Origin of the sequence: Variovorax sp. HW608 (assembly GCF_900090195.1) — a bacterium.
Taxonomy (GTDB): domain Bacteria; phylum Pseudomonadota; class Gammaproteobacteria; order Burkholderiales; family Burkholderiaceae_C; genus Variovorax.
The window spans coordinates 6,612,106-6,629,076 of record NZ_LT607803.1 but is presented as its reverse complement, the minus strand read 5'-3'; the positions used below and the strand labels follow the sequence as shown (position 1 = coordinate 6,629,076).

16 protein-coding genes are annotated in these 16,971 nt (G+C 66.7%); 10 read left to right on the top strand and 6 right to left on the bottom strand.

Translation table 11 applies throughout. The annotated features are described in order from the left end of the window. Window positions 1-125: 125 nt before the first annotated feature. From VAR608DRAFT_RS31365 to VAR608DRAFT_RS31355, 3 genes are all read right to left on the bottom strand, one after another. The gene (locus tag VAR608DRAFT_RS31365; RefSeq protein WP_088957624.1) at window positions 126-1,868 is read right to left on the bottom strand and encodes a PhoH family protein; all 1,743 of its coding nucleotides are present in this window, start codon (window positions 1,866-1,868) and stop codon (window positions 126-128) included. Between the two features lie 189 nt (window positions 1,869-2,057). Next, window positions 2,058-2,534 (bottom strand): peroxiredoxin, encoded by a 477-nt coding sequence (locus VAR608DRAFT_RS31360; RefSeq protein WP_088957623.1) that lies wholly within the window; start codon window positions 2,532-2,534, stop codon window positions 2,058-2,060. A gap of 120 nt (window positions 2,535-2,654) precedes the next feature. Next, window positions 2,655-3,041 (bottom strand): Mth938-like domain-containing protein, encoded by a 387-nt coding sequence (locus VAR608DRAFT_RS31355; protein ID WP_088957622.1) that lies wholly within the window; start codon window positions 3,039-3,041, stop codon window positions 2,655-2,657. Window positions 3,042-3,107: 66 nt separating this feature from the next. Between VAR608DRAFT_RS31355 and VAR608DRAFT_RS31350 the strand changes: the two genes are divergently transcribed. The 6 genes from VAR608DRAFT_RS31350 to moaD are packed head-to-tail and all read left to right on the top strand — an operon-like array spanning window position 3,108 to window position 9,155. Next, the gene (locus VAR608DRAFT_RS31350; RefSeq protein ID WP_088957621.1) at window positions 3,108-4,331 is read left to right on the top strand and encodes a pyridoxal phosphate-dependent aminotransferase; all 1,224 of its coding nucleotides are present in this window, start codon (window positions 3,108-3,110) and stop codon (window positions 4,329-4,331) included. 33 nt (window positions 4,332-4,364) lie between these two features. Next, on the top strand, window positions 4,365-5,687 hold the full coding sequence (locus VAR608DRAFT_RS31345; RefSeq protein WP_088957620.1) for a homoserine dehydrogenase: 1,323 nt from the start codon (window positions 4,365-4,367) through the stop codon (window positions 5,685-5,687). After that, window positions 5,687-7,102, top strand: a complete 1,416-nt coding sequence (gene thrC, locus VAR608DRAFT_RS31340; RefSeq protein ID WP_088957619.1) for a threonine synthase — start codon at window positions 5,687-5,689, stop codon at window positions 7,100-7,102. The genes VAR608DRAFT_RS31345 and thrC overlap by 1 nt, the downstream gene beginning before the upstream one ends. Window positions 7,103-7,115: 13 nt before the next feature. Then, a complete protein-coding gene (gene mobB / locus VAR608DRAFT_RS31335; RefSeq protein ID WP_088957618.1) occupies window positions 7,116-7,661 on the top strand; it encodes a molybdopterin-guanine dinucleotide biosynthesis protein B in 546 nt (181 codons plus the stop codon). Beyond that, entirely contained in the window at window positions 7,654-8,901 is a 1,248-nt protein-coding gene (locus VAR608DRAFT_RS31330) for a molybdopterin molybdotransferase MoeA (RefSeq protein ID WP_231973026.1), read from the top strand. The genes mobB and VAR608DRAFT_RS31330 overlap by 8 nt, the downstream gene beginning before the upstream one ends. A 2-nt stretch (window positions 8,902-8,903) precedes the next feature. After that, entirely contained in the window at window positions 8,904-9,155 is a 252-nt protein-coding gene (gene moaD, locus VAR608DRAFT_RS31325; protein ID WP_088957616.1) for a molybdopterin converting factor subunit 1, read from the top strand. On the opposite strand, the gene dapA is transcribed toward moaD, so the two are convergent. Beyond that, the gene (gene dapA / locus VAR608DRAFT_RS31320; protein WP_172843926.1) at window positions 9,142-10,032 is read right to left on the bottom strand and encodes a 4-hydroxy-tetrahydrodipicolinate synthase; all 891 of its coding nucleotides are present in this window, start codon (window positions 10,030-10,032) and stop codon (window positions 9,142-9,144) included. The genes moaD and dapA overlap by 14 nt on opposite strands. Before the next feature lie 255 nt (window positions 10,033-10,287). Here dapA and VAR608DRAFT_RS31315 point away from each other — a divergent pair, with 255 nt between their 5' ends. Further along, window positions 10,288-10,764, top strand: a complete 477-nt coding sequence (locus tag VAR608DRAFT_RS31315; RefSeq protein ID WP_088957615.1) for a molybdenum cofactor biosynthesis protein MoaE — start codon at window positions 10,288-10,290, stop codon at window positions 10,762-10,764. Window positions 10,765-10,776: 12 nt separating this feature from the next. On the opposite strand, the gene VAR608DRAFT_RS31310 is transcribed toward VAR608DRAFT_RS31315, so the two are convergent. Continuing rightward, window positions 10,777-11,769: a Bug family tripartite tricarboxylate transporter substrate binding protein gene (locus VAR608DRAFT_RS31310; RefSeq protein ID WP_088957614.1), complete on the bottom strand. Its 993-nt coding sequence runs from the start codon at window positions 11,767-11,769 to the stop codon at window positions 10,777-10,779. Between the two features lie 90 nt (window positions 11,770-11,859). On the opposite strand from VAR608DRAFT_RS31310, the gene clpB reads away from it, so the two are divergent. The 3 genes from clpB to arfB are packed head-to-tail and all read left to right on the top strand — an operon-like array spanning window position 11,860 to window position 15,248. Then, window positions 11,860-14,481, top strand: coding sequence for an ATP-dependent chaperone ClpB (clpB, locus tag VAR608DRAFT_RS31305; protein ID WP_088957613.1), 2,622 nt, complete (start codon window positions 11,860-11,862; stop codon window positions 14,479-14,481). 38 nt (window positions 14,482-14,519) lie between these two features. Beyond that, window positions 14,520-14,816, top strand: coding sequence for a hypothetical protein (locus VAR608DRAFT_RS31300; RefSeq protein ID WP_331713008.1), 297 nt, complete (start codon window positions 14,520-14,522; stop codon window positions 14,814-14,816). Between the two features lie 24 nt (window positions 14,817-14,840). After that, window positions 14,841-15,248: an alternative ribosome rescue aminoacyl-tRNA hydrolase ArfB gene (arfB, locus tag VAR608DRAFT_RS31295; protein ID WP_088957611.1), complete on the top strand. Its 408-nt coding sequence runs from the start codon at window positions 14,841-14,843 to the stop codon at window positions 15,246-15,248. On the opposite strand, the gene VAR608DRAFT_RS31290 is transcribed toward arfB, so the two are convergent. Next, on the bottom strand, window positions 15,217-16,935 hold the full coding sequence (locus VAR608DRAFT_RS31290; protein ID WP_088957610.1) for a SulP family inorganic anion transporter: 1,719 nt from the start codon (window positions 16,933-16,935) through the stop codon (window positions 15,217-15,219). The two genes, arfB and VAR608DRAFT_RS31290, sit on opposite strands and share 32 nt — an antisense overlap. Window positions 16,936-16,971: the final 36 nt, after the last annotated feature.

Sequence of the window (16,971 nt, the reverse complement as noted above, 5' to 3'; positions counted from 1 at the left end):
GATGGACGGCTGCGCGTAGCGCAGGCCCGTTCGAGAAACACTGCGGAACTGGCTTTGCCAGGCCGCAGGAGTTGCCCCCGCTAGGGGGCGCCCGGACACGAAGTGCCGGGCAACCAGGGGGCGAGCTAAAGAACTTCGCTGGCGAAGTCGGCCAGGCGCGAGCGCTCGCCCCGCGCCAGCGTGATGTGGCCGCTGTGCGGCCAGCCCTTGAACTTGTCGACCGCGAAGGTCAGGCCCGAGGAGCCCTCGGTCAGGTAGGGGGTATCGATCTGCGCCAGGTTGCCCATGCAGATGATCTTGGTGCCCGGACCGGCCCGCGTCACCAGCGTCTTCATCTGCTTCGGCGTGAGGTTCTGCGCCTCGTCGATGATCACGTACTTGTTGAGGAAGGTCCGCCCGCGCATGAAGTTCATGCTCTTGATCTTGATCTTGCTGCGGATGAGTTCGTTGGTCGCCGCGCGGCCCCATTCGCCGGCGCCTCCGCCGTCGCCCTTGGCGAGGAACTCGAGGTTGTCGTCGAGCGCGCCCATCCACGGGCCCATCTTTTCCTCCTCGGTGCCGGGGAGGAAGCCGATGTCCTCGCCGACGCTGACGGTGGCGCGGGTCATGATGATCTCGGTGTAGCGGCGGTCGTCGAGGACCTGCGTCAGACCGGAAGCGAGCGCCATCAGCGTCTTGCCGGTGCCGGCGGTGCCGGTCAGGGTCACGAAGTCGACCTCCGGATCCATCAGCAGGTTCATCGCGAAATTCTGTTCGCGGTTTCGCGTGTTCACGCCCCAGACGGCGTTCTTGATGGAGCCGTAGTCCTTCAGCGTCTTGAGCACCGCCGTCTTGTCGCGGATCTCGGTCACCCGCGCGTACATGCTCGGCTCGCCGGGCGCTTCGAAATAGATGAACTGGTTGATGTAGAGGTTGGGCACGATCGGCCCGCTGACGCGGTAGAAGGTGCTGCTGCCGCTCTGCCAGCTTTCGATGGTCTTGCTCTGGCGGGTCCAGAAGTCGGCCGGCAGCGCGAGCGAGCCGGCGTAGAGCAGGTCGCCGTCATCCAGCGTCTTGTCGTTCTGGTAGTCGTCGGCGTGCAGGCCGAGCGCGCGCGCCTTGACGCGCATGTTGATGTCCTTCGACACCAGCACGACTTCCCGCTTGGGGCGTCCCGGCGCGTCCTTCGAATTGAGGTCGCGCAGCGCCTGGACGACGCCGAGGATCTGGTTGTCGGCCTTGCCTTGGGGCAGGCTGGTCGGCAGGGTGTATTCGAGCGGCTCCGTCTGGAAGAACAGCTTGCCGCCGGCTTCACGATGGCCGGTGGTATCCAGCTTCAGACCCTTGCCGATGTCCGCGCCCTGTGCTGCGGCCAGTGCATCGAGCGTCCGGCTGGCCTGGCGACCGTTGCGGGCGACTTCGGTCGTTCCCTTCTTGTGCCCGTCGAGCTCTTCCAGAACGATCATCGGCAGGAAGATGTCGTGCTCCTCGAAGCGGAACAGGCACACCGGGTCGTGCAGCAACACGTTGGTGTCGAGCACGAAAAGCTTGGCCGGCCCGTTCGACTTGCTGCGTTTGGCGCGCGCCTGGGCCTGGCGCGTGACTGCGGCTGCAGTCTCGCGCACCTCCGATGGCAGGGGCGAGGGCGCTTTTGCGACCGGGAGCGGGGCCTTCGCCCTGGGCGGGGGAAGGGTCTCGACGCTGCCACCCGCTTCGGCGGCGTGGCGATCGAACAGTTCGAGCGGCCGGGGCCCGGTGGTGCCGCCTTCTTCAGATTTCCGATCGGTCGAGCGGCGGCCGCTTCGGCCCTGCGAAGGCCGGGCGGGCGCGTCGTGCGCGCTGGGTGAGAGCATGGCGGCACGTTTCGTGGGGGCGGGAGGCAGGGGCATGGGGCAGTTCGCTCGCAAGAATGAAGGGGCCAGAAAACGAAAAAGCCGCCTGAAGAACCTGGCGGCTTTGTTCGGTGAATGCGGTCGCGGAGCTCAACGGCATGGGGCCATTATGCACATCGCGTGTGTCACTACCTCTGTTCGTTGCGCGCCGCCAACGCGGCCGCGCAAAACCTCACACTCGGTCGATCAAGCCGCCTTCTTGAGCGCCTTGACAGCTTTGAGTACCTCGTCGACATGGCCGGGCACCTTGAGCCCGCGCCACTCGGCCTTGAGCACGCCATCCGCACCGATCAGGAAGGTGCTGCGTTCGATGCCCTTGACCTTCTTGCCGTACATGATCTTGTTCTTGACCACGCCGAACATGTGGCACATCTTTTCTTCGGTGTCCGCGATGAGTTCGAAAGGGAGTTCGAGCTTGGCCTTGAATTCGTCATGCGACTTCATGTTGTCGCGCGACACGCCGAATACGGTGGCGCCAGCCTTTTCGAAGTCCTTGTAGCGATCGCGGAACTGCATGGCTTCGGTGGTGCAGCCAGGGGTGTTGTCCTTGGGATAGAAATACATCACGAGGACTTGGCCGAGATGCGAGGTGTTCGAGACCTTCAGGCCACCGGTGGCGTTGGCGTCGAATTCGGGAATGGGTTTGTTGACAACGATCGCCATGAAACTTGTTTTCTCCGATTGATTCCATGCTCGAGCGCGTCGAGTTCATGGAGGATTGGTCGTTGCTAGATGAGGGCGGGCCGCCGGTTTGCAACCCGCGATTTTACCTCGAAATGCCTCTTACTGCCCGCTGGGGGCCTCCTCAATAAGGAGGGCGGCGACCACGTGACGCCCCTCGCTGGCGAGGATGTTGTAGGTGCGGCAGGCCGCGGGCGTGTCCATCGTCTCGACGCCGGTTCGCTCGGCCATGAGCGGCTGGAGCCAGGCCGGCTTCGGAAACCGGATGCGCTTTCCGCTGCCGAAAATGATCAATTCGGCGCCCAGGGAGGCGAGCTGGGCGAAGTGCTCCGGCCCCAGGTCCTCGAAGCGGGTGCAATCCCAGGCGAAGCGCTCGCCGTGCGAGCCGACGACGACGCTGGAATCGACGCGTTCGTTGTTGATGGCGACCCAGCCCGGGCCGTGCGCAGTGAGTGTCTGAACGTCGGATTTGTCGGGCTGGAGCTTCATCGGAAAGGGCTGGGAACTGTGGTCAAATTATAGGTTTTCCCCTGCGCAGACCCCCTTGGAGGGACATTGAAACCGCTCAAGAAATCGACGAAGCTGGCCAACGTGCTCTACGACATCCGGGGGCCGATCATGGACGCCGCCAAGCAGATGGAGGAAGAGGGCCAGAAGATCATCAAGCTCAACATCGGCAATCTCGCCGTGTTCGGCTTCGATGCGCCCGAAGAGGTCCAGCAGGACATGATCCGCAACCTTCCCGCCTCGGCCGGCTATTCGGACAGCAAGGGCATCTTCGCGGCGCGCAAGGCGGTGATGCACGAGACGCAGAAACAGGGGATCGCAGGCGTCACGCTCGACGACATCTATCTTGGCAATGGTGCCAGCGAGCTGATCGCGATGGCGACCAATGCACTGCTCAACGACGGCGACGAGCTGCTGCTGCCGGCGCCCGACTATCCGCTGTGGACCGCGGTCGCCAGCTTGTCCGGCGGCAGGCCCGTGCACTATCTCTGCGACGAGGACAACGGCTGGATGCCGAACCTCGACGACATCCGCGCCAAGGTCACGCCGCGCACCAAGGGCATCGTCGTCATCAACCCCAACAACCCCACGGGGGCGCTGTATTCGGATGAGCTGCTGAAGGGCATCGTCGCGATCGCGCGCGAGCATGGCCTCGTGATCTTCGCGGACGAGGTCTACGACAAGGTGCTCTACGACGGCGTCAAGCACACCGCGATCGCGAGCCTGTCCAAGGACGTGCTCACGCTCACCTTCAACTCGCTCTCCAAGAGCTACCGCTCATGCGGCTACCGCTCCGGCTGGCTGGTGGTGTCGGGCGACAAGAAGCTGGCGCGCGACTACATCGAGGGGCTCAACATGCTCTCGAACATGCGGCTGTGCGCCAACGTGCCCGGGCAATGGGCCATCCAGACGGCGCTCGGCGGCTACCAGAGCATCAACGATCTCGTCGCCCCTGGCGGGCGCCTGCGCCGCCAGCGCGACCTGGCCTACGAGCTCATCACGGCGATTCCCGGCGTGAGCTGCGTCAAGCCCAGCGCGGCGCTGTACATGTTCGTGAAGCTCGATCCGGCGGTCTATCCGATCGAGGACGACCGGCAGTTCTTCCTCGAACTGCTCAAGGAGACCAAGGTGATGCTGGTCCAGGGCACCGGCTTCAACTGGAAGACGCCGGACCATTTCCGCATCGTCTTCCTGCCCCACGAGGAGGATCTGCGCGAGGCCATCGACCGTATCGCCGGCTTCCTCGAGCGCTATCGAAGCCGGCTCGCCTGAGCTTTCCCGATTCCCCGAATTCAAGACGAAACCATGAAACCCATCCAAGTTGGCCTGCTCGGCATCGGCACTGTCGGTAGCGGCACCTTCAAGGTGCTCCAGCGCAATCAGGAAGAAATCAAGCGCCGCGCCGGCCGCGGCATCGAGATCACGATGGTCGCGGACCTCGACACGACGCGCGCCAGGGCGGTGGTCGGCGACGCCGTCAAGGTGGTCGACGATGCGCGTACCGTCATCGCCAACCCCGACATCGACATCGTGATCGAGCTCATCGGTGGCTACGGCATCGCGAAGCAGCTCGTGCTCGAGGCGATCGCCGCCGGCAAGCACGTGGTGACCGCCAACAAGGCGCTGCTCGCGGTGCACGGCACCGAGATCTTCGCGGCCGCGCATGCCAAGGGCGTCATGGTCGCGTTCGAAGCCGCGGTCGCAGGTGGAATCCCGATCATCAAGGCGCTGCGCGAGGGCCTCACGGCCAACAGCATCCAGTGGATCGCCGGCATCATCAACGGCACCACCAACTTCATCCTCTCGGAGATGCGGGACAAGGGCCTCGACTTCGAGACCGTGCTCAAGGAAGCGCAGCGCCTCGGCTACGCTGAAGCCGATCCGACCTTCGACATCGAGGGCGTCGATGCGGCCCACAAGGTCACGATCATGAGCGCGATCGCGTTCGGCATCCCGGTGCAGTTCGACAAGGCCCACGTCGAGGGCATCACGAAGCTCACCGCGCAGGACATCAAGTACGCCGAACAGCTCGGTTACCGCATCAAGCTGCTGGGCGTGACCAAGCGCATGGCGCAGGGCATCGAGTTGCGCGTGCACCCGGCGCTGGTGCCCTCGAAGCGCCTGCTGGCCAACGTCGAAGGCGCGATGAACGCAGTCGTGGTCAACGGCGATGCCGTCGGCACGACGCTCTACTACGGCAAGGGCGCGGGCAGCGAGCCGACCGCCAGTGCGGTCATTGCCGACCTGGTCGACATCACGCGACTGCACACGGCCGACGCGGCGCATCGCGTGCCGCACCTCGCGTTCCACCCCGATGCGATGAGCGACCTCAAGGTCCTGCCGATGTCGGAGGTGGTGACGAGCTACTACCTGCGCATGCGCGTGGCCGACGAAGCGGGCGTGCTGGCGAAGGTCACCGGCCTGCTCGCCGGCGCGGGCATCAGCATCGACGCGGTGCTGCAGCGCGAGGCCGACGAAGTGGGCGGCGAAGGCTCGACGCAGACCGACCTCATCATCCTCACGCACGACACGCGCGAAGGCACGCTCGACGAGGTGCTTGCCCGGGTGCAGGCGCTGCCGACCGTGCTCGCCCCGATCGTGCGGCTTCGCAAGGAAGAGGTGTCCTGATGCGCTACCTGTCCACGCGCGGCCACCCCGAACGTCGCCGCTTCTGCGAAATCCTCCTGGAAGGCCTCGCGCCCGATGGCGGCCTGTACCTGCCCGAGCAGTATCCGAAGGTCGATGCCGCCCTGCTTGCCAAGTGGCGCGGGCTGCCATATGCCGAGCTGGCCTTCGAGATCCTCTCGCTCTATGTCGACGACATTCCGCCGGCCGACCTGAAAGCGATCTGCGCCAAGACCTACACCGAGGAAGTGTTCGGCACGCCCGACATCGTGCCGCTGCGCGAGCTCGAGGACGGCGTCTACATCGAAGCCCTGTCCAACGGTCCGACGCTGGCCTTCAAGGACATGGCGATGCAGCTGCTCGGCAACCTGTTCGAGTACGAACTGGCCCGCCGCGGCGAACAGCTCAACATCCTCGGCGCGACCAGCGGCGACACCGGCAGCGCGGCCGAATACGCGATGCGCGGCAAGAAGGGCGTGCGCGTCTTCATGACCTCGCCGGATGGCCGCATGAGCCCGTTCCAGCAGGCGCAGATGTTCAGCCTCAAGGACGAGAACATCCACAACATCGCCATCGCGGGCGTCTTCGACGACTGCCAGGACATCGTCAAGGCGGTGTCGAACGACCTCGCCTTCAAGCGCAAGTACAAGATCGGCACGGTCAACTCGATCAACTGGGCACGGCTGCTGGCGCAGGTGGTCTACTACTTCGCCGGCTACTTCCAGGCCACGGCAAGCAATGACAAGCCGGTCAGCTTCACCGTGCCCTCGGGCAACTTCGGCAACGTCTGCGCGGGCCATGTGGCGCGCATGATGGGCTTGCCGATCCGCACGCTCGTGGTCGCGACGAACGAGAACGACGTGCTCGACGAGTTCTTCCGCACCGGCGTCTACCGCGTGCGCTCGGCGGCCGATACGCACGAGACCTCGAGCCCTTCGATGGACATCTCGAAGGCCAGCAACTTCGAGCGCTTCGTCTTCGATCTCGTGGGTCGCGACGCGGCGAAGACGCGCGCATTGTTCGAGGGCGAGCTGGGCCGCGCCGGCCGCTTCGATCTCGGCGGCGATCCGGTGTTCGCGAAGGCCGCCAGCCAGTTCGGCTTCGCGAGCAGCCGCAGCACGCACGCCGACCGTCTGGCGACGATCCGCGACACCGACAAGCGCTTCGCGACCCTGATCGACACGCACACGGCCGACGGCCTCAAGGTCGCGCGCGAGCATCTCGCGCCCGGCGTGCCGATGATCGTTCTCGAAACCGCGCTGCCGATCAAGTTCGCCGAAACCATCGTCGAGGCGCTGGGCCACGAGCCGGAGCGTCCCGCGCGGTTCAGGGGCATCGAGGACCTGCCCAAGCGGGTCGTCAAGCTGCCGGCCGATGCCCTGGCAGTGAAGGCGTACATCGCCAAGCACTGCGATTGACATCGCGCGGCGCATGAAAGTCATCGGATTCGCCGGTTTTTCCGGCGCGGGAAAGACGACGCTCGTCGAGCGCTTGATCCCCGTGCTCAAGCGGAAGGGACAGCGCGTTTCGGTGGTCAAGCATGCGCACCACAAGTTCGACATCGACCATCCGGGCAAGGACACCTACCGGCACCGCGAGGCGGGTGCCTTCGAGGTGGTGGTCGGCTCGGACAAGCGCCTGGCGCTGATCCGCGAATTCGAACAGCCGACCCGGCTCGACGTGCACGACCTGATCGCGGAGCTCGATCCCGGCGCCGACTGGGTCCTGGTCGAAGGCTTCAAGCACAGCGACCTGCTGAAGCTCGAGGTGTGGCGCGCGCCGGCCGAAGGCGATGAGCCGCGGCCGGTTCGCTACGTGGAGGACCGCTTCATCGTCGGCATCGCCACCAATACGCCGCAGAGCCTGCCGCAGACCACCGGGCTGCCGATCTTTGACCTCGACGACGTCGATGGCATCGCCGAGTGGCTCCTGCTGCACGCCGAACGATTCGAATACAAGGTGAAGCACCATGGCTGAAACTTCCCCGCGTCCCCCGCTGATGGCGCTCGACGAAGCGCTGTCCCGGCTGCTTGCCGCGGCCTCGCCCCGGCTCGCAGCTGAAAGCGTCTCTACCTTCGAGGCCGATGGCCGGGTGCTGGCGCAGGACGTGGTCTCGGGCCTCACGGTGCCGCCGCGCGACAACAGCTCGATGGACGGCTACGCGGTTCGCGCCGCCGATTGCAGGGCCGCGGGCGCCGTGCTGCGCGTGGCGCAGCGCATTCCGGCCGGCACCGTCGGCACGCCGCTAGCGGCCGGCACCGCGGCGCGCATCTTCACCGGGGCGCAGATCCCCGAAGGCGCCGATGCGGTGGTGATGCAGGAGGACACGCAGGCCTTGCCGGAAGAAGGCAGCCTGGGCAGCGTGCGCATCGAGATCGCGCCGGCGCAAGGCCAATGGATCCGCCGCGCCGGCGAGGACGTGGCCGCCGGCGACATCGTGCTGTCGAAGGGCGAGCGGCTCACGCCCGCGGGCCTGGGGCTGGCCGCCAGCGTCGGTTTGGCGAAGCTGCAGGTCTCGAAGCGTCCGCGCGTCGCGCTCCTGTCGACCGGCGACGAGCTCGTGATGCCCGGTGAAGTGGCGCCCGAGGCGATGAAGCCGGGCTCCATCTACAACTCCAACCGCTTCTTCATGCGCGCGCTTCTCGAGCGCTTCGGTTGCGAGGTCAACGATCTCGGCATCGTGCCGGACCGCCGCGAGGCCACCATCGAGGCCTTGCGCGAAGCGGCGCGGCACAACGACCTGATCATCACCACGGGTGGTGTCTCGGTCGGCGAGGAAGACCACATCAAGGCCGCCGTGCAGCACCTGGGCAGCCTCGAACTCTGGTCGCTGTCGATGAAGCCCGGCAAGCCATTTGCCTACGGCCGCATCGGGGACGCGCACCTGACAGGGTTGCCGGGCAATCCGGTGTCGAGCTTCCTGACCTTCCTGCTGCTGGTGCGGCCGTTCCTGCTCACGCTGCAGGGCGCCCTGCGCGTCGCGGTCGAGCCGGTGGCGATGCGCGCCGACTTCGACTGGCCGCGCGCGGACCGCCGCCGCGAATTCCTGCGGGCGCGGCGCAACGCGGCGGGTGGGCTGGATCTGTTTCCCAACCAGAGTTCCGGTGTTCTCACATCGACCGTGTGGGGCGACGGGGTCATCGACACGCCGGCCGGCCAGCCGTTCAAGGCCGGCGACACGGTCCAGTTCATCCCCTTCTCGTCGCTCTTGGCCTGAACATGAAGATCAACGTCCGCTACTTCGCCTCGGTGCGCGAGGCGCTTGGCACCGGGGCCGAGGCGATCGACACCTCGGCGCCGAACCTCGGCGCACTGCGCGACGAACTGATCGCGCGCGGCGAGCCGCACGCCAGCGTCCTGGCGCGAGGACGGGCCGTGCGAATGGCGCTCGATCAGGTGATGAGCAACGAGCAAGCCCTGCTCCGCGAAGGCAGTGAGGTGGCCTTCTTTCCGCCGGTCACCGGCGGCTGATCGCGGACTGGATCGCGAGCAGGCGATCCAGCAGATTGGCCGGCGAGCGGGTCATCGGCGGACGCAGCTCATCGGCGATCAGCCCGTCGTGCGCGAGCAGCGCCTTGATCGGACCGGGGTTCGCGTCGGCGAAGAGTGCCTCGATGAGCGGCGAAAGCGGCTGCCAGAGCGCCCGTGCCTCCTTCAGCCTTTCTTCGCCCAGAAGCCGCAGCACGTCGACGAAACGCGCGGTCTGCACATGCGCACTGGCAGCGATCGCGCCGGCGCCGCCTTCCAGGGCGGTGCCGAACATCTGCGCGTCTTCCCCCGCCAGCACCTGGAGGCGGCCGCCCGCGATCAGTGCGCGCGTCTTGGCCATGTCGCCGCCGCAGTCCTTGATCGCGCGGATGCGGGGATGCGCGGCCAGCGAGAGCAGGGTGTCGCGCGCGATCGAGGCGCCGGTGCGGTACGGGATGTCGTAGATCACGATCGGCACCGCGCTGGCATCGGCAATGGCAGTGAACCAGTCCCGAATCCCGCTCTGCGACGGACGAATGTAGTTCGGTGCCGGCACCAGCAGCCCCGCGATGTTCTGTTCGCCGAGCCGCCCCACCCAGGCGAGCGTCTTGCCGAGGTGATAGCCCGAAATCCCCATGATGCGCGGCATCGAGGGCGCGGCGCGCGCGACCGTGTCCAGCACCGCGAGTTGCTCGTCTTCATCGAGCGCGGCCGCCTCGCCGGTCGAGCCGCAGACGACGAAGCCGGCGATGCCGGTCGGGGCAAGCCGTTCGACCAGGCCGGCCAGGGCGGGATGATCCACCGCACCGTCGCGAAACGGTGTGATGAGCGGGATCCAGAGCCCGGAGAAGTCGGGGGAGAGGTGTGGGGCGTCTTGCACGCGGATTTCCTTTCAGGAATCGACCGATGGAGGAACCACCGTCGAATGCGCGCACACAACCGGCTGCAGCCTGGGCCTTGCGGTTCCGTCGCTCATCCGACGACGGAACCGAAGCTCCGGTCAGATGAGCTCGGTTTTTTTGGCTTTGCCTTGCAGGCGCGCGCAGGCCGTTTCTTCGAAGGAAGAAAGGAGGCATTGCGATTGCGGGGCGTTGCAGGGCATCGCGCGAGTCTATCGCAGTGCCACAATCCCGGGATGGCCGGTGCGCGCGTTTCGATCCAGACAGAAGACTTCGACCTTCAAGGCGAGATCGCCGCCTTGCGCGCGGGCGACCCGCGTGTCGGCGCGGTCTGCAGCTTCATCGGCACCGTGCGCGACCGCAACGACGGCAGCGACATCGCATCGATGGAGCTCGAGCACTATCCCGGCATGACCGAGAAGGCGATCGAATCGATGATCGACGAGGCGCATCGTCGCTTCGACATCCTCGGCGCGCGCGTGGTCCACCGCGTCGGCCTCCTGCAGCCGCAGGACCAGATCATGATGGTCGCCGTCATCTCCGCCCATCGCGGCGAAAGCTTCCAGGCCTGCGAGTTCCTGATGGACTACCTCAAGACCCAGGCGCCGTTCTGGAAGAAGGAACAGACCCCGGAGGGCGCCCGCTGGGTCGACGCCCGGGTCGACGACGACGCAGCCTTGGCACGCTGGGGCATCACGGCCAGCAACGCCTGAAGAGGGCGATTCTTATTGCGGTTGGAAGCCGCTGGCCTTGATGATCTGTGCCCAGGTCTGTGTGTAGCTGCGCACGCTGCCCGCAAACTGTCCTTGCGGCATGAAGCCGACCGTCAGGCCCATCGCCGTCAGCCGCTCTTTCACATCGGGTATCGCGAGCACCTTGGCCAGCGCCGTGCTGAAGCGGTCGATCGCCGCCTGCGGCGTGCCCACCGGCGCGAAGACGCCGTAGTAGGGCAGGTCCTCCAGCCCCGGAAGACCCAGTTCCTCGAAGGTCGGCACCTGCGGCAGCACCGCCTGGCGCTTCGCGCCGATCACCGCCACCACGCGGATCTTGCCGGCCTTCTGGTTCTCGATGAAGTCGGGGATGGAGCCGATGCCCGCCGAGATCTGGTTGCCCAGCATGTCGGACATCATCGGCGCGCTGCCGCGGTACGGCGCGGCCTGCAGGTCCAGCTTGTACTTGGTGCCGATGAGCTTGACGAGGAATTCGGGGATCGACGCCGGCGCGGGCACGCCGATCGTGTCCTTGCCGCCGCGCTGGGTGCGCACCCAGTTCACGTATTCGCCCATTGTCTTGGCCGGCGTGCCGCCCGAGACCGCGAGCGCGTTGGCGAAGGTCGCAAAGCCCGCGACCGGCACGAAGTCATGCGCGGGATCGAAGCCCGGGTTCTTCACCACCTGCGGCAGGATGGAGATCGTGTGGTCGTGCGTCAGGAACAGCGTGTTGCCGTCGGCCGGCGAGGACTTGAGCACCTGGGCTGCGATCTGGCCGCCCGCGCCCGCGCGGTTGTCGACCACGACGGGTGCGCCGAGTTCGTCCTTGAGCTTTTCCCCCAACATGCGGGCAATCGCGTCGGTGCCGCCGCCGGCCGGGAAACCGACCAGGAGGCGGATCGGCGTTCCGCCCGGCTGCGCGAGTGCCACGCCTCCCGCGGCCAGCAGGCCGGCCGCGAAAAGGCCACGCACCAGGCGCCTGGCGCCACCCCATGTTGACTTGAGCATCTATCGACTCCAAAGATTGCGGATTGAAAAATTCCGGGTCGACTTGATATCGACTCGGAACATCCCTATTTTGAATGCAGGAATCAAGCCATGCGTCAAGACAAACTCACCACCAAATTCCAGGAAGCCCTCGCCGATGCGCAATCGCTGGCATTGGGCAACGACAACGCCTACATCGAGCCGGTCCATCTGCTGGTCGCCATGCTGCGCCAGGACGATGGTCCGCGCGCGCTGCTGGAACGCGCCGGCGCCAATGTGCCCGGCCTGCTCCAGGCGGCCGAGGCGGCGATCAAGAAGCTGCCTCAGGTGCAGGGCCACGACCAGGTGCAGGTGAGCCCTGACCTCGGCAAGCTGCTGCAGGCCACCGAAAAGGAATCCATCAAGCGCAACGACCAGTTCATCGCGAGCGAACTCTTCCTGCTCGCACTGGCCGACAGCAAGGCCGACATCGGCAATCTGGCGCGCAGCCAGGGCGTGACGCGCAAGTCGCTCGAAGCCGCGATCGACGCCGTGCGCGGCGGCCAGGGCGTGAACAGCGCCGACGCCGAAGGCCAGCGCGAAGCCCTCAAGAAATACTGCCTCGACCTGACCGAGCGCGCCCGCCTCGGCAAGCTCGACCCGGTCATCGGCCGTGACGAGGAAATCCGCCGCGCCATCCAGGTGCTGCAGCGCCGCACCAAGAACAATCCGGTGCTCATCGGCGAGCCGGGCGTGGGCAAGACCGCGATCGTCGAAGGCCTCGCGCAGCGCATCGTCGCGGGCGAAGTGCCCGACTCGCTCAAGGGCAAGCGCGTGCTGTCGCTCGACATGGCGGCGCTGCTCGCGGGCGCCAAGTACCGCGGCGAATTCGAAGAGCGCCTGAAGAGCGTGCTCAACGAGCTCGCGAAGGACGAAGGCCAGACCATCGTCTTCATCGACGAGCTGCACACCATGGTCGGCGCCGGCAAGGCCGAAGGCGCGATGGACGCCGGCAACATGCTCAAGCCCGCGCTGGCGCGCGGCGAGCTGCATTGCGTCGGCGCGACCACGCTCGACGAATACCGCAAGTACATCGAGAAGGATGCCGCGCTGGAGCGCCGCTTCCAGAAGATCCTCGTCGGCGAGCCGAGCGTGGAGGCGACCATCGCCATCCTGCGCGGCCTGCAGGAGAAGTACGAGGTGCACCACGGGGTGGACATCACCGACCCGGCCATCGTGGCCGCGGCCGAGCTGTCGGACCGCTACGTGACCGACCGCTTCCTGCCGGACAAGGCCATCGACCTCATCGACGAGGCCGCCGCGCGCATCAAGATCGAGATGGATTCGAAGCCCGAAGCCATCGACCGCCTCGACCGCCGCCTGATCCAGTTGCAGATCGAGCGCGAAGCGGTGCGCAAGGAAAAGGACGAAGCCTCGCAGAAGCGCCTGGCGCTGATCGAGGACGAGATCAAGCGCCTGCAGAAGGAGATCGCCGACCTCGACGAGGTCTGGCAGGCCGAGAAGGCGCAGGCCCAGGGCAGCGCGCAGATCCGCGAAGAGATCGACAAGATCAAGTTCCAGATCGCCGAATTCACCAGCAAGGGCGACTTCAACAAGGTCGCCGAGCTCCAGTACGGCAAGCTGCCGGGCCTCGAGAAGCGCCTGAAGGAAGCCCAGGAAACCGAGTCGAGCAAGGGCAAGTCGAGCGCCCCCACGCTGCTGCGCACGCAAGTCGGTGCGGAAGAAATCGCCGAGGTGGTTTCGCGCGCGACCGGCATCCCGGTCAGCAAGCTCATGCAGGGCGAGCGCGACAAGCTGCTCATGATGGAAGACAAGCTGCACGAGCGCGTCGTCGGCCAGGACGAGGCGATCAGCGCGGTCGCGAACGCGATCCGGCGCTCGCGCTCGGGCCTTGCGGACCCGAACCGTCCGACCGGCTCGTTCCTGTTCCTCGGCCCGACGGGCGTGGGCAAGACCGAGCTGTGCAAGGCGCTCGCGGGCTTCCTGTTCGACAGCGAGGATCACCTCGTCCGCGTCGACATGAGCGAGTTCATGGAGAAGCACTCGGTTGCGCGCCTGATCGGCGCGCCGCCCGGCTACGTGGGCTACGAGGAAGGCGGCTACCTGACCGAAGCAGTGCGTCGCAAGCCTTACAGCGTGTTGCTGCTCGACGAGGTCGAGAAGGCGCACCCGGACGTCTTCAACGTGCTGCTGCAGGTGCTCGACGATGGCCGCCTGACCGACGGGCAGGGCCGCACCGTGAACTTCAAGAACACGGTGATCGTCATGACCAGCAACATCGGCTCGCCGATCATCCAGCAGATGGTCGGCCGGCCGACGGAAGAGATCAAGGAAGCGGTGTGGGAGGAGCTCAAGAACTACTTCCGCCCCGAGTTCCTGAACCGCATCGACGAGACGGTGGTGTTCCACGCCCTCGACGCGAAGAACATCGAGGCGATCGCTGCGATCCAGCTCAAGGTGCTGCAGCAGCGGCTCGCGAAGATGGATCTGTCGCTCGACGTGTCCCCGGCGGCGCTGGCGGAGATCGCCAAGGTCGGCTTCGACCCGGTGTTCGGCGCGCGGCCGCTCAAGCGTGCGATCCAGCAGCGCATCGAGAACCCGCTGTCGAAGCTGTTGCTTGACGGCACCTTCGGTCCGAAGGATACGATCGTGGTCACTACGGACCCGATCCAGGCGCCCGGCCAGTTCAGCTTCGAAAAGGCCGGGGAACCTGCGGCGAAGGCCGTGGCCTAAATCCGATGGTCAATTTTTTCGTCCGACTGATTCTCTTCATGCTGGGGCTGGTCTTCGCGGCCAGCCTCGCCGTCGCCGTGCTGCTGCTGGCGGCGGTCTGGGGCTTGCGCTACGCCTGGGCGCGGCTCACCGGCAAGCCGGTGCAGCCGTGGGTCATGCGCTTCGATCCGCGCAGCGGGTTCGATCGCTTCCGCTCTGCCGGGCGGCCCCAGGAGCCTACGGCGGCGGACGTGGTGAGCGCCCGTGCACGCGGCCAGGCGACCGACAGCCCGGTGCGCCTGAACGATGCGGGCAGCGTCACCGACGTGTCCGTGAAGCCGCCCTGCGGCGAATAAGCCGCTGCACGACGCGCTGCCTGCATGCTGCGGCCCACGGTCCTCGTCGATCCGTCCGAGGTCGAATTCAGCGCCATCCGCGCGCAGGGCGCGGGTGGGCAGAACGTCAACAAGGTGTCGAGCGCGGTGCACCTGCGCTTCGACATACCGGCCAGTTCGTTGCCGGACGACGTCAAGGCGCGGCTGCTCCACGCCCGCGACAGCCGCATCACCCACGAAGGCGTGCTGGTCATCAAGGCGCAGCGGCACCGCAGCCAGGACATGAACCGCATGGATGCCCTGGCGCGCCTGCAGGAACTGGTGGATGCGGTCGCGGCGCCTCCGCGCGTGCGGCGCGCCACCAAGCCGAGCTATGGCGCGAAGCAGCGCCGGCTCGAGGGCAAGAGCCAGCGCTCCGAGATCAAGAACTTGCGACGGCCGGTGCGCGATTGAGCGCGACCGGCGGCTCGTCCGGCACGGGACCGAGCGTGAGCGCCGCCAGCGCCTCGGCATCGGTGCGATAGCTGAAGAGCATCGGCCCGGGCGCCAGCAGCCCGGCACGCTCCAGTACCTGTTGCGCCGGCAGCTTGAGGCCCGAGATGTGCAGCCTCACCCCTTCCGATTCGAGCAGGCGGCGGATGCTGCCGAACACTTCCGCGCCGGTGATGTCCACCCGGTTGATCGGGTAGGCGAACAGGCAGACGTCGGTCAGCTTTTGCCGGGCGAGTGCGACGCTGATCGCCCGTTCGAGCGTGCTGCCCGATGCGAAGTCGAGCTCGGCATCCATGCGCAGCGCATAGAGGCTGGGCGCGAGCGGCGGCAGGTGCCACAGATGGCGGTCGCGCAGGCTGCCGTCCGGGTGCAGGCCGACCTCGATGATGCGCGGATGCAGGTGGCGGTACATGTAGTGCGCCAGCGCCGCGAGCAGGCCGCCGAGCACGCCCCAGTAGATCGAAGGGGCCGTCGCGATCGTGAGGCAGAAGGTCCCGAATGCGATCGCGGCTTCGATGCGCGAGATGCGCCACAGCGCCACGAAGGCGGAAGGCCGCAGCAGGCCGATGGTCGCGGTCGCCACGATCGAGGCCAGCACCGCCTGCGGCACGTGATAGAGCAGCGGCATTGCCCACAGCAGCGCGGCAGCGACCACCGCCACGCTGAACAGCGTCGACCATTGCGACTTGGCGCCCGCGTAGAGCGTGATCGCCGAGCGCGAGAACGACGAGCTCGTCGGGAACGAACCGGTGAGGCCCGATGCGATCTTGCCGAGGCCCTGGCCGATCAGGTCCTGGTTCTCGTTCCAGAGCTTGCCGGCACGCGCGTTGTCCACCTTGGCGCTCGACGCGGTCTCCAGGAAGCTCACCAGCGTGATGAGAAACGCCGGCAGCAGCAGGTTGCCGAATTGTTCGAGCGAACGCCAGCCCGGCCAGTAGAACGAAGGCAGGCCCGAAGGCAGGGCGCCGATCACGGCGCCGCCGCGCAGCGCATAGCTGAGGGCCGCGCTGATGACCGCTGAAGCCGCGACCAGCGCCATCGTCGTTGGAAAGCGCGGCACCCATCGCTTGCCCAGCCAGAGCGCGGCCATGCCGCCGAGCCCGAAGGCGATCGCGACGAGGTCCGGCGGCGGACCGTGCAGGACTTGCACCACGGTGCGTCCGGTGAAGCCCAGCAGCGCGGGCAGTTGCGACAGCGTGATGAGCACGGCCGCGCCCTGCGTGAAGCCCATCAGCACCGGCGAATTGACCAGCCGGAGCAGCCAGCCGAAGCGCGCCGTGCCGAGCACGACCTGCATGAGGCCGGACAGCAGCGTGAGCCAGACGGCGAGCGCCACCCATTCGCTGCTGCCCCGGATGGCCAGTGGCGCGAGCGATGCGCCGACCAGCAGGCTGGTGAGCGCCGTCGGCCCCACCGAGAGCCGGGCCGAGGAGCTGAAGAGCACGGCGACGAGCGCCGGGAAGAGTGCCGCATACACGCCGGTGACCAGCGGCATGCCCGCCAGCGCGGCGTAGGCCACGCCTTGCGGGATGACCATCAGCGCGACCGTGATGCCGGCCGAGGCTTCGGTGAAGAGGAGCGCGCGATCCGGTCGCGGCCATGCGAGAAAGGGGAGCCAGCGCGCGAGCTGGTCGCGGTTCAAGGCCATGGCCTCGGGGCGCGGGAGGTTGGGGCGTGCACCCGC